At 66.7% G+C, this 14814-nt stretch carries 12 protein-coding genes; 11 read left to right on the top strand and 1 reads right to left on the bottom strand.

Translation table 11 applies throughout. From position 1 onward, the window contains the following. Positions 1-255 precede the first annotated feature (255 nt). Together ACQR1D_RS19790 and ACQR1D_RS19785 are read left to right on the top strand one after the other, a co-directional pair. Complete coding sequence (locus ACQR1D_RS19790) at positions 256-1851, top strand: EAL domain-containing protein (RefSeq protein ID WP_434839409.1); 1596 nt, start codon at positions 256-258, stop codon at positions 1849-1851. Positions 1852-1866: 15 nt separating this feature from the next. Further along, the gene (locus ACQR1D_RS19785) at positions 1867-2721 is read left to right on the top strand and encodes a TIGR01459 family HAD-type hydrolase (RefSeq protein ID WP_315801944.1); all 855 of its coding nucleotides are present in this window, start codon (positions 1867-1869) and stop codon (positions 2719-2721) included. 71 nt (positions 2722-2792) lie between these two features. Here ACQR1D_RS19785 and ACQR1D_RS19780 read toward each other — a convergent pair whose 3' ends face one another. Further along, positions 2793-3188, bottom strand: coding sequence for a response regulator (locus ACQR1D_RS19780; protein WP_006613531.1), 396 nt, complete (start codon positions 3186-3188; stop codon positions 2793-2795). Positions 3189-3455: 267 nt separating this feature from the next. Here ACQR1D_RS19780 and ACQR1D_RS19775 point away from each other — a divergent pair, with 267 nt between their 5' ends. From ACQR1D_RS19775 to ACQR1D_RS19735, 9 genes are all read left to right on the top strand, one after another. Continuing rightward, positions 3456-4436: a bifunctional riboflavin kinase/FAD synthetase gene (locus tag ACQR1D_RS19775; RefSeq protein ID WP_434893971.1), complete on the top strand. Its 981-nt coding sequence runs from the start codon at positions 3456-3458 to the stop codon at positions 4434-4436. A 290-nt stretch (positions 4437-4726) separates the two neighbouring features. After that, positions 4727-7741 carry an isoleucine--tRNA ligase gene (ileS, locus tag ACQR1D_RS19770; RefSeq protein ID WP_434893970.1) on the top strand — a complete coding sequence of 1005 codons (3015 nt, stop codon included), beginning with the start codon at positions 4727-4729 and terminating at the stop codon, positions 7739-7741. Between the two features lie 194 nt (positions 7742-7935). Continuing rightward, entirely contained in the window at positions 7936-8433 is a 498-nt protein-coding gene (gene lspA / locus ACQR1D_RS19765) for a signal peptidase II (protein WP_434893969.1), read from the top strand. A gap of 171 nt (positions 8434-8604) precedes the next feature. Continuing rightward, positions 8605-9300: a hypothetical protein gene (locus ACQR1D_RS19760; RefSeq protein ID WP_315801940.1), complete on the top strand. Its 696-nt coding sequence runs from the start codon at positions 8605-8607 to the stop codon at positions 9298-9300. A gap of 171 nt (positions 9301-9471) precedes the next feature. Further along, on the top strand, positions 9472-10857 hold the full coding sequence (locus ACQR1D_RS19755) for a M16 family metallopeptidase (RefSeq protein ID WP_316217117.1): 1386 nt from the start codon (positions 9472-9474) through the stop codon (positions 10855-10857). Further along, on the top strand, positions 10857-12236 hold the full coding sequence (locus ACQR1D_RS19750) for a M16 family metallopeptidase (RefSeq protein ID WP_316183219.1): 1380 nt from the start codon (positions 10857-10859) through the stop codon (positions 12234-12236). The genes ACQR1D_RS19755 and ACQR1D_RS19750 overlap by 1 nt, the downstream gene beginning before the upstream one ends. A 1178-nt stretch (positions 12237-13414) precedes the next feature. Further along, the gene (arfB, locus tag ACQR1D_RS19745) at positions 13415-13834 is read left to right on the top strand and encodes an alternative ribosome rescue aminoacyl-tRNA hydrolase ArfB (RefSeq protein ID WP_006610408.1); all 420 of its coding nucleotides are present in this window, start codon (positions 13415-13417) and stop codon (positions 13832-13834) included. Between the two features lie 218 nt (positions 13835-14052). Next, positions 14053-14370 carry a c-type cytochrome gene (locus tag ACQR1D_RS19740; RefSeq protein WP_315802168.1) on the top strand — a complete coding sequence of 106 codons (318 nt, stop codon included), beginning with the start codon at positions 14053-14055 and terminating at the stop codon, positions 14368-14370. 1 nt (position 14371) lies between these two features. Then, positions 14372-14767, top strand: a complete 396-nt coding sequence (locus tag ACQR1D_RS19735; RefSeq protein WP_315801937.1) for a VOC family protein — start codon at positions 14372-14374, stop codon at positions 14765-14767. The last annotated feature ends 47 nt before the right edge of the window (positions 14768-14814 follow it).

Here is a 14814-nt window from a genome sequence, read left to right as displayed (position 1 = left end):
TTGATCAGCAACACGCGTCGATCAGCTCATGGGCATCGCGCGCATGTCTCAATGTGTCTGGAGTCCGCGTGGCGCTTTCCCCGGTGTTCTACGGGTCAGCGACACTACGATGACACTCCGCTTTCCCCGGTGAACTTGCGTAAATGACACGCAGACGGGAAATCATCGGCCTCTCCCGGTATTTGAATCCCGCCGACTATCCTCGCGAATCAACAGAAGTGCTAAGGTTGCATTCGGTTGGGAGCGTCGCGCAGCATGATCCGTATCTCCACGATTTTCATTGCCATTTGTATGGTTCTGGTCGCAGCCTCGCTCGGCCTGATCCTGTATTCGGTGGCCGGCATCAGTGGCTCGGAATCCGCGATCGTCGCGCTCGCCGCACTGACGTTCCTGATTCTCTACAATGCCGTGTCGATGCGGCTGCGCGACCGCACCGATATCGGCAGCCAGATCGCCGATCTGTCGCGCGGCACCGCCGACCTCGCGCGCCAGGTCGCCGAGTTCGGCCGGCGCCTGTCGGCGGTCGAGGGACGCATCGTGTCCTCGAGTTCGGTCAGCGCCGATCGCCTGCAGGGCGTGATCGGCGAGATCAACGAGCTCGGCGGACTGATGAAGCAGCTCGCCGTCACCGTGGCCCAGCATGAAGACCTGATCGCGGCGATCCCGCCGGCACCACCGCCGGGAGCTGCTGCCGGCATGGTTCGCGAGGCCGATCATCCGCTCCCGGCGGCCGCTGCCTCCAGCGGCGCGCGCGAGATGACCGCGCTGCCGCCGAGCGACATCGAGCAGAGGATGCCCGAGACTCCCGGCACGTTCAGCGCGGCATCGGCTGCCGCCCCCCTGCCGCCCAAACCGCAGGCCCCGGCGGTCACTGCCGTACCAGCAGCCTCCAAGATCACGACGCCGGCTCCGTCGGCGCCGGTTGCCCCCGCCGTGCCGCGCAGCCAGCCGCAGATCCTCGCCGCGGTCAAAGGCGCGATCGAGGACAACCGCCTCGACATCTACCTGCAGCCGCTGGTGACGCTGCCGCAGCGCAAGGTGCGCTTCTACGAGGCGGTGACGAGGCTTCGCGACGAGCGCGACCAGGTGGTCGCGGCCGAGGACTTCATCGGCATCGCGGAAGCCGCCGGCCTGGTCGGGCGCATCGACCACATGGTTCTGCTTCGCTGCGTCCAGGTGCTGCGCCGCCTGATGGTTCGCAACAAGGACGTCGGCATCTTCTGCAACATCTCCGCGGCGACCCTCAGCAGCCCCGCCAACTTTTCACAATGCCTCGATTTCCTCGAAGCGAATCGCGCCCTGGCGCCGTCCTTCGTGCTCGAATTCAAGCAGTCGACCTTGCGCAGCCTCGGCCCGACCGGGGCCGAGCATCTCGCGGCCCTGGCCCAGCGCGGCTACCGCTTCTCGATCGACCATGTCACCGACCTCCGGTTCGAGCCGCGCGAGCTTGCCGATCGCGGTGTCCGCTTCATCAAGGTCCCGGCCGCGCTGCTGCTCGACCCCAAGCAGAGCTCGGCCTCCGACATTCACCCGACCGATCTCTCCGATCTGCTGGGCCGTTTCGGCATCGACCTGATCGCCGAGCGGATCGAAGGCGAGAACAGCGTCGTCGACCTGCTCGACTACGACGTCCGCTTCGGCCAGGGCTTCCTGTTCGCGCCGCCCCGCCCATTGCGACCCGAGGGCGCATCTGCTACCGGCGAGGCCGCCGCCGGCCCATCGGGCGGGCAGGATATCAAGATTCAGGACCCCAATGCCGCCGGCACCACCTCTCTGGACGCGTCACACACCAATGCTTCGACGCGCAGCGGCAATGCCGCCCTCGCCCGCCGTGCCGCCGGGACCCTCTGAAATCAGCCGGCTGCCATGACCGTTCTCCGCTTCGAAGAGCGGCTGCGCGATCTGGTCGGCCGCAAGCAGGTGCTGCTGAGCGACATCTGGGGCGTGGTCCATAACGGGCTGGAGTCCTTCCCCGACGCCTGCGACGCGCTGCACCACTTTCGCCGCCAGGGCGGTACGGTGATCCTGATTACCAACGCGCCCCGGCCGGCCGATTCGGTCCAGCGCCAGTTGCGCAAGCTCGGCGTCGCCGACGAGGTCTACAGCGCCATCGTCTCCTCCGGCGACCTGACCCGCCACTACGTGGCCGATCATCCCGGCGGCAAGGTGTTCTGGCTCGGCCCCGAGCGCGACAATTCCATTCATCGCGGTCTCGACCTGGCGCTGTCGCCGCTCGAAGAAGCGTCCTACATCATCTGCACCGGCCTCTACGACGACGAGACCGAGACCGCCGAGGACTACCGGCCGATGCTGCTGCGCGCGCGCGAGCGCAAGCTGCCGCTGATCTGCGCCAATCCGGACATCGTGGTCGAGCGCGGCGACCGGCTGATCTACTGCGCCGGCGCCATCGCGGAGCTCTACCGCGAGCTCGGCGGCGAGGTGATCTTCTACGGCAAGCCGCACCGGCCGATCTACGAGCGCGCCATGATGCTCGCCGAGCAGCACGCCGGCCGGAAGGTCGCGCGCGAGGAGGTGCTGGCGATCGGCGATTCCGTCCGCACCGATCTCGCCGGCGCGCACGGCTTCGGCATCGACTGCCTGTTCGTCACCCGCGGCATCCATTCCGAGGAGTTCGCCGGCGTCGAGCAGCTCGACCCGGCCTCGGTCAAGGAGCTGTTCGGCCACCCGCCGCGCGCCCTGATGCGCGAGCTGAAGTGGTGACCTGATCCCGAAACGAAAAACGCCCGGCCGGGTGCCGGGCGTCTTTCATTTGAGAGCGGATCAGGCGGGCGTCAGGCCGTCGCCATATCCGGGAATACCGCGTCGATCTTGGTCTTCAGGGTCGCGGCGTTGAACGGCTTGACGATGTAGTTGTTCACGCCGGCCTTCTTGGCCGCGATCACGTTCTCGGTCTTGGATTCCGCCGTGATCATGATGAACGGCGTGGTCGCCAGGTTCGGATCGGCGCGGACCTCGCGGAGCAGGTCGTAGCCGGTCATCGGCTCCATGTTCCAGTCGGAGATCACGAGGCCGTATTTCTTGGCGCGCATCTTGTTGAGGGCCATCGAGCCGTCGCTGGCATCGTCGATGTCCTCGAACCCGATCTGCTTGAGAAGATTCCTGATGATACGGATCATGGTGCTGTAATCGTCGACGACGAGCACCGGCATCGTCAAATCAACCGCCATCTTGACTCCCCCAGACGCGAACACAACGCGCAGACTGTTACAAAAACGCTCTTGCGGCACGGGTCGTAACCGACCCCGCCATCCGCTCTGAGCAGTAGCATCAGCCGTTAAACAGCGCGTTAACTGCGCTGCGGCTGCATGTCGCTATTGCTGCGCTGCATGAGCGGAGGAACCCCTTCGGCTTGACTTCGCGGGGCCGGCCGCCCACCGTCAGGGCAATCCCCGCCCGCCGGCGGCCCACCGAAATCTGCGAGATATTTCCGTCACATGCCCGATTTCAAGGTCATCCGCGATTCCACCCCGCCGTCGGACATCCTCAAGGGCGCGGTGGTGGCGATGGGCAATTTCGACGGCGTCCATCTCGGTCACCGGGCCGTGATCGAGGCGGCCATCGAGATGGGCAAGGCGAAGGGGCGCCCGGCGCTGGCACTGACCTTCGAGCCGCATCCGCGGCGCTTCTTCAGCCCCAACACCCCGCAGTTCCGCCTGACCGACGAGGCCGCCAAGCTGCGGCTGCTGGCCGGAACCGGGCTTGCCGGCGCCGTGGTCATGACCTTCGACAAGGGCCGCGCCCAGACCTCGGCGCAGGACTTCATTCACCATGACCTGATCGCGCGGCTCGGAGTCGCCGGGATCGCGGTCGGCTACGACTTTCATTTCGGCAAGGGCCGCGTCGGCTCGCCCAGCCTGCTCGCCAACGAGGCGCCCAAGCTCGGCATCGAGGTCGACATCCAGGCCCATGTCGACATCGACGAGCGGCCGGTGTCCTCCACCGCGATCCGCGAAGCGCTGGCGGAGGGTCAGGTCGCCGAGGCGACCGCGATGCTCGGCGGCCCCTGGTTCGTGAGCTCCGAGGTCATCCACGGCGAGAAGCGCGGCCGCGACCTCGGCTACCCCACCGCCAACATGCGGCTCGATCGCGATTGCGGGCTGCGCCACGGCATCTATGCCGTCCGGGTCGGCCGCGGCCGCGGCGCGAACCGGGTGCTGATCGACGGCGTCGCCAATTTCGGCCGCCGGCCGACCTTCGACAACGGCGCGCCGCTGCTCGAGACCTTCCTGTTCGATTTCAAGGACAGCCTCTACGGCGAGGTCCTGGACGTCGCCTTCATCGGCTTCATCCGCGAGGAGGCCAAATTCACCTCGATCGAGGCCCTGATCCGGCAGATGGACGACGACAGCGCGCGGGCGCGCGCCCTGCTGGCGGCCGCCCCCGGCCTCTTCCCCCGGCTCGGCGAGATCGGCTGATCCTCCTGCGCCATTGGTGACGTCATTCCGGGGCAGCCCGCCAGGGCTGAACCCGGAATGACGCTGAACGACGATCCCGCAGCGTTGATGCCGCAGGATGACTTTGCGATTTCGCAGCCCCCCTGCTATGACGGAGCCCCATGTTGATACGGCGCATCATCGGCATTAGCGGCCCGGCTTCCGCCTGAGCTTCGAGCTCGGCGCAAGACCGGGATGTCTCTGCTCGTTCCGCCGCCCGCGATCGAAATCGCGTCTCAGCGCCCTCTTAAAGCTCAGCCAGCCAGATCACGATGTCCGAAAAGCCGCAAAAGCCCGACGCCCAAAAATCCGACGCCAAGGACTATTCCAAGACCCTCTATCTGCCGCAGACGGAATTCCCGATGCGCGCCGGCCTGCCGCAGCGCGAGCCGGAGATCCTGAAATATTGGGGTGACATCGACCTCTACGGCAAGCTGCGCGAGACCGCGAGGAACAGGCCGAAATTCGTCCTGCACGACGGCCCGCCCTATGCCAACGGCAACATCCACATCGGGCACGCGCTGAACAAGATCCTCAAGGACGTCGTGACCAAGAGCCAGCAGATGCTCGGCCACGACTCCAACTACGTGCCCGGCTGGGACTGCCACGGCCTGCCGATCGAGTGGAAGATCGAGGAGGAGAACTACCGCAAGAAGGGCAAGACCAAGCCCGACTTCCGCGACTCCGCCGCCATGGTTGCATTCCGCCGGGAGTGCCGCGCCTACGCCGATCACTGGCTCAACGTGCAGCGCGAGGAGTTCAAGCGTCTCGGCGTGATCGGCGACTGGGATCATCCCTACGCCACCATGACCTATCCGGCGGAGGCGCAGATCGCCCGCGAGCTGATGAAGTTCGCCGCCAACGGCACGCTGTATCGCGGCTCCAAGCCCGTGATGTGGAGCGTGGTCGAGAAGACCGCGCTCGCCGAGGCCGAGGTCGAGTACGAGGACTATCAGTCCGATACGGTGTGGGTGAAGTTTCCGGTGACCTCGCCGGCGCATGGCGCGCTCGCCGGCGCCGCGGTGGTGATCTGGACCACCACACCCTGGACCCTGCCCGGCAACCGCGCCATCTCGTTCTCGCCGAAGATCGCCTATGGCCTCTACGAGGTCACCGACGCGCCGGCTGACAACTGGGCCAAGACCGGCGACAAGCTGATCCTGGCCGATGCGCTGGCCGACGGCGTGTTCAAGCAGGCGCGCGTCACGAGCTACAACAGGCTGCGCGACGTCCCCGGCGACACGCTCGATGCCGTTGAATGCGCCCATCCGCTGAAGGGCCTCGCCGGCGGCTACGGCTTCACCGTGCCGCTCCTGCCCGGCGACCACGTCACCGACGACACCGGCACCGGCTTCGTGCACACCGCGCCCGGCCATGGCCGCGAGGATTTTGACGTCTGGATGGCGCATGGGCGCGAGCTCGACGGCAGGGGCATTGCGACCACCATCCCCTACACCGTCGACGAGAACGGCGCGCTGACCGATCATGCCCCCGGCTTCACGGGAAAACGCGTCATCAACGACAAGGGCGAGAAGGGCGACGCCAACGAGGCCGTCATCAAGGCGCTGACCGATGCCGGCATGCTGCTCGCGCGCGGCCGCCTCAAGCATCAGTATCCGCACTCCTGGCGCTCCAAGAAGCCGGTGATCTTCCGCAACACGCCGCAATGGTTCATCGCGATGGACAAGGACATCGTGGACGACGGCAAGGCGAATTCCGGCGATACCTTGCGCGCCCGCGCACTGCGCGCGATCTCGGTCACGCAGTGGGTGCCGGCCGCCGGCCAGAACCGCATCAACGGCATGATCGCCAACCGCCCGGACTGGGTGATCTCGCGCCAGCGCGCCTGGGGCGTGCCGATCGCGGTGTTCGTGCGCGAGACCGGCGACGGATCCGCCGAGATCCTGCAGGACGAGACCGTCAACACCCGCATCACGGACGCCTTCGCCAAGGAGGGCGCCGACGCCTGGTACGCCGACGGCGCGCGCGAGCGCTTCCTCGGCTCACGCGCCAACGAGGACTGGAAGAAGGTCGACGACATCTGCGACGTCTGGTTCGACTCCGGCTCGACCCACGCCTTCGTGCTCGAAGACCCCGTGCACTTCCCCGGCCTCGCCGGCATCAAGCGCAAAGTCGATGGCGGCCGGGACACGGTGATGTACCTGGAAGGCTCCGACCAGCATCGCGGCTGGTTCCACTCGTCGCTCCTGGAAAGCTGCGGCACGCGCGGCCGCGCGCCGTATGACGTGGTGCTGACGCACGGCTTCACGCTCGACGAGAACGGCCGCAAGATGTCGAAGTCGCTCGGCAACACCGTCGAGCCGCAGAAGGTGATCAAGGACTCCGGCGCCGACATCCTGCGCCTCTGGGTCTGCGCGACAGACTATGCCGACGACCAGCGCATCGGCCCGGAGATCCTCAAGAACACCATCGAGACCTACCGCAAGCTGCGCAACAGCATCCGCTGGATGCTCGGCACCCTGCACCACTACAAGCGCGGCGATGCGGTCGCGTTCGCGGATATGCCGGAGCTGGAGCGGCTGATGCTGCATCAGCTCTCGCAGCAGGCCGAGACCATCACCCGCGCCTATGCCGCGTTCGACTACAAGACCGTGATCGCGAGCCTGGCAGCGTTCATGAACACCGAGCTGTCGGCGTTCTATTTCGACATCCGCAAGGACACGCTGTATTGCGATCCGCCGTCGTCGGTGGCGCGCAAGGCGGCGCTGACCGCGATCGACCTGATCTGCGATGCCGTCCTGAAATGGCTGGCGCCGGTGCTGTCCTTCACCACCGACGAGGCGTGGCGGATGTACAGGCCGGACGCCGAGCCGTCGGTGCATCTGACGCTGTTCCCGGAGGCGATGGACGGCTATCGCGACGACGCGCTCGCGACGAAGTGGGAGACCATCCGCAACGTCAGGCGCGTCGTCACCGGCGCGCTGGAGCTCGCCCGCGCCGCCAAGACCATCGGCTCCTCGCTCGAGGCGTCGCCGGTCATCTTCGTCGCCGATCGCGCGCTGCTCGGCACCTTGTTCGATACCGATCTGGCCGAGGTCTGCATCACCTCGAACTACGAGGTCCGCGAGGGCGACGCGCCGGCCGATGCGTTCCGGCTCGACGCGGTTCCGGGCGTGGCGGTGGTGGTCGAGAAGGCCGTGGGCAAGAAGTGCGCCCGCTCCTGGAAGATCCTGGAGAGCGTCGGCGACGACAAGGACTATCCCGACGTTTCCCCGCGCGACGCGCAGGCGCTGCGCGAATGGAAGGCGCTGGGGGTGGGCGTGTGAGGCGCGCTGGCGCGTCATACTCCGCTGTCGTCCCCGCGTACGCGGGGACCCATAACCACCGGCCGTCTTGGTAGGCAAAGACTGATGACTCCGAGTCCTTTTCACCAATCGGCCGTCCGCGGTATGGGTCCCGGCGTTCGCCGGGACGACAGCTGTGTTTGCGGCCGGCTTGGTGGTCAACTCACCGGCTTGCAATGACCCCTCGCCTCCGTCTCGGCCTCATCGCCGGCTTCGCCACCCTGGTCATCGACCAGGCCTCCAAGCTGTGGCTGCTGTACGTGTTCGACCTGCCCAACCGCGGCACCGTCAGGATCGCCCCGTTCTTCGACCTCTACCTCGCCTGGAACATCGGCATCAGCTTCGGCTGGCTGCAGAGCGAGAGCGCGCTGGCGCAATATGGGCTGATGGCGGTGAAGGCCGTCGCGGTGGTCGCCCTCGCCATCTGGATGGCGCGTGCGGAAAGCAAGCTGGCGACGGCGGCGCTCGGCCTGATCATCGGCGGCGCCATCGGCAACGGCATCGACCGGCTGGCCTATGGCGCGGTGGTCGATTTCGCGCTGTTCCACATCCAGATCGGCGGCACGGTCTACAACTGGTACATCTTCAACATGGCCGACGTGGCCATCGTTGCCGGGGTGGCGGGCCTGCTGTATGACTCCTTCTTCGGGGCTCATGCCGCAAAAGCGCCCTGATCGGGGTCGATACCGGCCGGTGCTGTCCCGGAGCCAAGAGCCTGAGGTTCTTCACGTTTTCGGGACTGGCGCGGTGACCGGACCAGCCGCCTGCGGCGAGCGTCCAAATCGGTGGATTCGCGGCCGGTTCGTCGGAGCCCGAGCACTGCACAAGCGAGGACGGGAAAAGCCATGCGCAAGACCGAAGTCAGCGGCCGGATCGTGACCCACGCGGCCATTCGCGCCCTGCGGCTGTCCGCCGTCGCGCTCGGCATCGGCCTCGTCATGGCCGCCGGCGCCGCCCGTGCCCAGGACGACGAGGAAGACGACAAGACCTTCGAAGAGAAGATCATCGATAATCTGATGCGCGGCCTCGGCGGCACCAACATGGAGACGCCCTCCATCGAATACCGCGAGCGGTCGCCGCTGGTGGTGCCGCCCAAGCTCGATCTGCCGCCGCCGGCCGCCGCGGCGCAGGCGACCGCGCCGAACTGGCCGAAGGACCCCGACGAGCAGCAACGCCGTGCCGCGGCCGCCGCGCGCAAGAAGGAAAACAAGGATCCGGTCAATGCGGCCCGCCCGCTGACCCCGGCCGAGATGAAGATGGGGCGGACGGCTGCCGCCAAGTCGACTGAGCCGATTCAGCCCGGCGTCGCCAACAACCCGATGATGAGCCCCTCACAGTTGGGCTTCAAAGGCGGCCTGTTCGGCATGTTCAAGGGCAGCGACAGCGAGACCAAGCCGTTCACCAGCGAGCCGCAGCGTGAGAGCCTGACCCAGCCGCCGCCCGGCTATCAGACGCCGTCGCCGAGCTATGCCTACGGCACCGGCAAGCAGGAGCCGATCGGCGGCAAGCAGATGGACATCATGACCGGCAAGGAACGGTGACGGCGGCACCGCCCCGTTCGCCCGGAGATGCCGGCTTCGCTGGCGTTAGCGAAATTTAATGTCTCGCGGCGGCACGATGTCGCCGTTTTGTGACGTCGGGCGCCGTCCGGCGCGATGTAGCATGCTGCGCTCAAACCCGATCGCCCCTCCCTGCGGGCCTCCAGAAGGATCATGATGTCCTCGCACCGGTTCAAATCCGTCGCCGCCGCGCTCGTCTCCCTCATCGCGTTCACGGCCGGCGCTTCGGCGCAAACGACGTTCGCCTCCGAGCCCCCCACCAGCTTCACCCTCCCCAACGGCCTGCAGGTCGTCGTCATCCAGGATCACCGCACCCCGGTCGTGACGCAGATGATCTGGTACAAGGTCGGCTCCGCCGACGAGACGCCCGGCAAGTCGGGCCTGGCGCACTTTCTCGAACATCTGATGTTCAAGGGCACCGAGAAGCATCCCGCCGGCGAGTTCTCCAAGACGGTCCTGAAGATCGGCGGCAATGAGAACGCCTTCACCTCGGTCGACTACACCGGCTACTTCCAGCGCGTGCCGCGCGATCAATTGCCGAAGATGATGGAGTTCGAGGCCGACCGCATGACCGGCCTCGTGCTGAAGGACGAGAACGTGCTGCCCGAGCGCGACGTGGTGCTCGAAGAGTACAACATGCGCGTCGCCAACTCGCCGGAAGCGCGCCTCAACGAGCAGATCATGGCGGCGCTGTACGTCAACCACCCCTATGGCCGGCCGGTGATCGGCTGGCGGCCGGAGATCGAGAAGCTCGGCCGCGAGGATGCGCTGGCGTTCTATCGCCGCTTCTACGCGCCCAACAACGCGATCCTGGTGATCGCCGGCGACACCGACGCCAAGGAAGTGCGCCCGCTCGTGGAGCAGACCTTCGCCAAGATTCCCGCGCAACCCGACATCCCCGCGCGCCGGTTGCGGCCGCAGGAGCCCGAGCCGGTGGCGCCGCGCACGGTCACGCTGGCCGACCCGCATGTCGAGCAGCCGTCGATGCGCCGCTTCTATCTGGTGCCCTCGGCCACCACGGCGGCCCCCGGCCAGTCGGCCGCGCTGGACGTGCTGGCGCAACTGATGGGCAGCGGCAGCAACTCCTATCTCTACCGCGCGCTGGTCGTCGACAAGCCGCTCGCGGTCAATGCCAGCGCGTCCTATCAGGGCACGTCGCTCGATCCGAGCCAGTTCTCGATCGCGGTCGCGCCGCGTCCGGGCGTCGATTTCGCCCAGGTCGAGGCTGTCGTCGACAGCGTCATCGCGGAGATCGCGCAAAACCCGGTCCGCGCCGAGGATCTCGAACGCGTCAAGACGCAGCTCATCGCCGAGGCGATCTACGCCAACGACAACCAGGCCACCATGGCACGCTGGTATGGCGGCGGCCTCACCACAGGTCTCAGCATCGAGGACATCAGGAGCTGGCCCGACCGCATCCGGGCCGTGACCGCCGAGCAGGTCCGCGCCGCCGCGCAGACCTGGCTGCAGAAGAAGCGCTCGGTCACCGGCTATCTGATCAAGGACAATGCGGCCAAGCGCGAGGAGAAGCGGTCGTGATGAACACAATGACCTTCGCCCGCCGCTTCGCCTGCGCGCTCGCCGTCGGCGCCGCCGCGCTCACGATCGCTCCTGCCGCCCATGCGGCGACCAAGATCCAGCACCTGGTGTCGCCCGGCGGCATCGAAGCCTGGTTCGTGCAGGACGCCACCGTGCCGCTGATCGCGATGGAATATGCGTTCCAGGGCGGCGCCTCGCAGGACCCCGTCGGCAAGCCCGGCGTCGGCAATCTCGTGGCCGACCTGCTCGACGAAGGCTCCGGCGATCTCGACTCCAAGACCTTCCACGAGCGGCTCGACCGCCGCGCCATCGAGCTCTCCTTCCAGATCTCGCGCGATCAATTCCGCGGCTCGCTGCGCATGCTGCGCGACAACAAGGACGAGGCGTTCGAGCTGCTGCGGACAGCGCTGACCTCGCCGCATTTCGACAGCGCCGACGTCGAGCGCATCCGCTCGCAGGTGATCTCCGGCCTGCGCCGCGAGACCACCAATCCGAGCTCGCTGGCGGGCCGCAAGTTCCTCGAGCTTGCCTTCCCCAACCACCCCTACGGCCGTCCGGCCAACGGCACGCTGGACAGCGTGCCGACCATCACCGTCGACGATCTCAAGGCCTATGTCGGCCGCGTGCTCGCCAAGGACACGCTCAAGGTCGCGGTTGTCGGCGACGTCGACCCGGCCACGCTCGGCAAGCTGCTCGACCAGACGTTTGGCAGCCTGCCCGCCAAGGCCACTTTGACGCCAGTGCCCGACGTCGTCGCCACCAGGCCGCCGCAGCGTGCGCTGGTGCCGCTCGACGTGCCGCAGACGGTGATCACCTTCGGCGGTCCCGGCATCCGCCGCCACGACCCGAACTTCATGGCGGCCTATGTGGTCAACCACATCCTCGGCGGCGGCGGCCTGTCGTCGCGGCTCTACAAGGAGGTGCGCGAGAAGCGCGGCCTCGCCTACTCCGTCTACGACGCGCTGCTGTGGATGGATCATTCGGCGCTGTTCATCGGCAACACCGCCACCCGCTTTGACCGCGCCGGCGAGACCATCGCGGCCGTCGAGCAGGAGATCCGCCGCATGGCGGAGGAAGGCCCGACCCAGCAGGAGCTCGACGAGGCCAAGTCCTACATCAACGGCTCGCAGATGCTCGCGCTCGACACCTCCTCCAAGCTGGCGCAGGCGATGCTGCAATACCAGCTCGACAAGATGCCGATCGACTACATCGAGAAGCGCAGCGAGATCGTCAACGCGGTGACGCTCGATGACGCCAAGAAGGCGGCCAAGCAGCTCTGGAGCCAGGGCCTGCTGACCGCCGTCGTCGGCCGCACGCCGCAGGCGGCCGCCGAACCGGCGCAAGCCCCAGTCACGGCTCCGGTGACGAAGACGAACTGAGCTTGCGAAGGCGCGCTCGCCTTCAACGACGCAGAATAACTATCAATGGCGACGTCATGCCCGGGCTTGTCCCGGGCATCCACGTTTTGGGGCAATTGACGCAGGTGGATGGCCGAGCCTTCGCCACTCCAAAGCGACTTCAGCCGCGCAGGCTGCACAAGCCCGGCCATGACGGCTGCTCGTGGCTTCCCACCGCGGCATCGACAAAAATGGTGTCGTCCCGGCCTTGAGCCGGGACCCATACCCCCAGGGAGGTGTTTGGGGCAGGCTGGTTTTGGGCATCTCGCGCCTCACATCTGCTGCGGCGTATGGGTCCCGGGTCGGCGCCATCGACGCCGCTTCGCGGCGCCGACGGCTTGCCCGGGACGACAGCGGGGCCAACACACCGACGTCACATACGAATAATTATCCTGCTATTTTTCCGAATTCATGATCAACTCTCCTTATCCCGCCTCACCGCAGAGGGGCGCATCGCGATCGTCACGACACGCGAGGCGGGGATGCGATGGCCGCGAGAGATCGCAGCGTCTTCTGAGCGAAGGCGCGGACGAACGATCTGTCGCGGACGTGAAGTCGCGTGGTCCTGGCATCCCGACGCTGATGCCAAGCTCGCCGGTGATGATGATCCGGCGGGCGACGGTGGCCAACAAGCCCGGTGCACCGAGGAGAGCGCGTATAAGCGTGAAGACCGTCGCGCGGGGAATGCCGGGATGCCTCGGCTGAACCTGTGGTACCTGCCGCCTGCATTTTTTTCGCAGGCGGGCCATGGGTGCGGCCAGCGCCCGGCATTCCCCGCGCCCTCTGCATTCTCAGCGAGGGCCACGACGATGCAAGCCTCGGGCAGGCATGCCGCGAGAGCGCGAAGCCGTGTCCTAGCTGATCGTCCCCGCTGTTTGAACCGTGAAGTCCGCCACACCAACCGCTGTCGTCCCGGACAAGCGCGCAAGGCGCGCGCAGATCCGGGACCCATACGCCGCAGCCGAAATGATGGGGACGAGATGTCAATGACCCGCCTGCCCCAAACTGCTCCCTGGGGTATGGATCCCGGCGTTCGCCGGGATGACAGCGGAGATTGTGATGACTGTCCCGGGTCAACGGTGCCGTCGACGCGAACCCGCGCACGCCGCCCCTAAAACCGCTATGGTGCACGCGAAAGCCTCGATTCCCCCTGGTGCTCCATGCTGCGGATTTCCCGCGACCTTGCCATCGACGAGAACGACATCGAGATCTCGTTCGTCCGCGCCTCCGGCCCTGGCGGCCAGAACGTCAACAAGCTGTCGACGTCGGCGCAACTGCGCTTCGACACCAGCCGCATCACGTTGCCGGAGGATGCCGCGGCACGGCTGGCGCGGCTGGCCGGCCAGCGCATGACCAAGAACGGCGTCATCGTGATCCAGGCCGAGCGCTTCCGCACCCAGGAGCGCAACAAGGCCGATGCGATCGAGCGGCTGGTCACGCTGCTCCGCGAAGCGATGGTGCGGCCGAAGGTGCGGCGCCCGACCAAGCCGACCTTCGGCTCCAAGCAGCGCCGGCTCGAGGGCAAGAAGCTCCGCAGCGACGTCAAGGCGGGGCGCGGTGCGCGCCGTTTCGACGATTAGTCCGTAACGCTGACATTCCTGCGGCGCGCACGACTGCTGCGCACGCTTTGTTCCCGCTGAAACAGCCGGCTACTACCACGGCGCGCCACCTGCGACCTACGCTCCGGAAAAATTGCGAGCGAGGAACGATGGCGGGACGGCGTGCGGCGCAAGATGCGCTTCTTCTGTGCGGGGCATTCATTGGCGCGGTGCTGAGCACCACGATCGCGTCGGCGCAGATGGCGCTGCCCGCACCGAAGCCCGTCGACGGCGCCACCCTGTTCAAGCAGCAATGCGGCGTCTGCCATACGCTGAGCAGCGCTGAGCCGATGCGGCAGGGGCCGCCGCTGTCGAAGATCGTCGGCCGCCGCGCCGGCTCGATCGAAGGTTTCCGCTATTCGGCCGGCTTCGCCAAGGCCGATTTCACCTGGGACGAGGCCAAGCTCGACGCCTGGCTGACCAATCCGCAAGAGCTGATCCCCGGCGCCGTGATGGCCTATCGCCAGGCCAAGCCCGACGTGCGCGCCACGATCATCAACTATTTGAAGGACAATTGAGATGGCCAAGCCCGTACACTCCATGATCCGCGTCTTCGACGAAGCGAAAGCGCTCGACTTCTACAAGCGCGCCTTCGGGCTGGAGATCGCCGACAACCTCCGCTTCGACGGCTTCGCGCTGATCTATCTGCGCCATCCGTCGTCGCCGTTCGAGGTCGAGCTGACCGTGAACTACGATCGCAAGGAGCCGTACACGCTCGGCGACGGCTACGGCCATCTCGCCGTCGTCGTCGACGATCTCGACGCCGAGCACGCCCGCTTCGAGCGCGAGAACCTGGCGCCAGGCCCGTTGCGCGATTTCAAGCACAATGGCGCGACACTCGCGCGCTTCTTCTTCGTCACCGATCCCGACGGCTACAAGATCGAGGTGATCCAGCGCGGCGGCCGCTTCGGCTGAGCCGCCGACCACGAAAATACACCCAACAAAAACCCCACGGAGGATAC

Source organism: Bradyrhizobium sp. HKCCYLRH2047 (genome assembly GCF_051168175.1).
GTDB lineage: Bacteria > Pseudomonadota > Alphaproteobacteria > Rhizobiales > Xanthobacteraceae > Bradyrhizobium.
The sequence above is the reverse complement of the archived record's forward strand: the minus strand, read 5'-3'. Positions and strand labels throughout refer to the sequence as shown.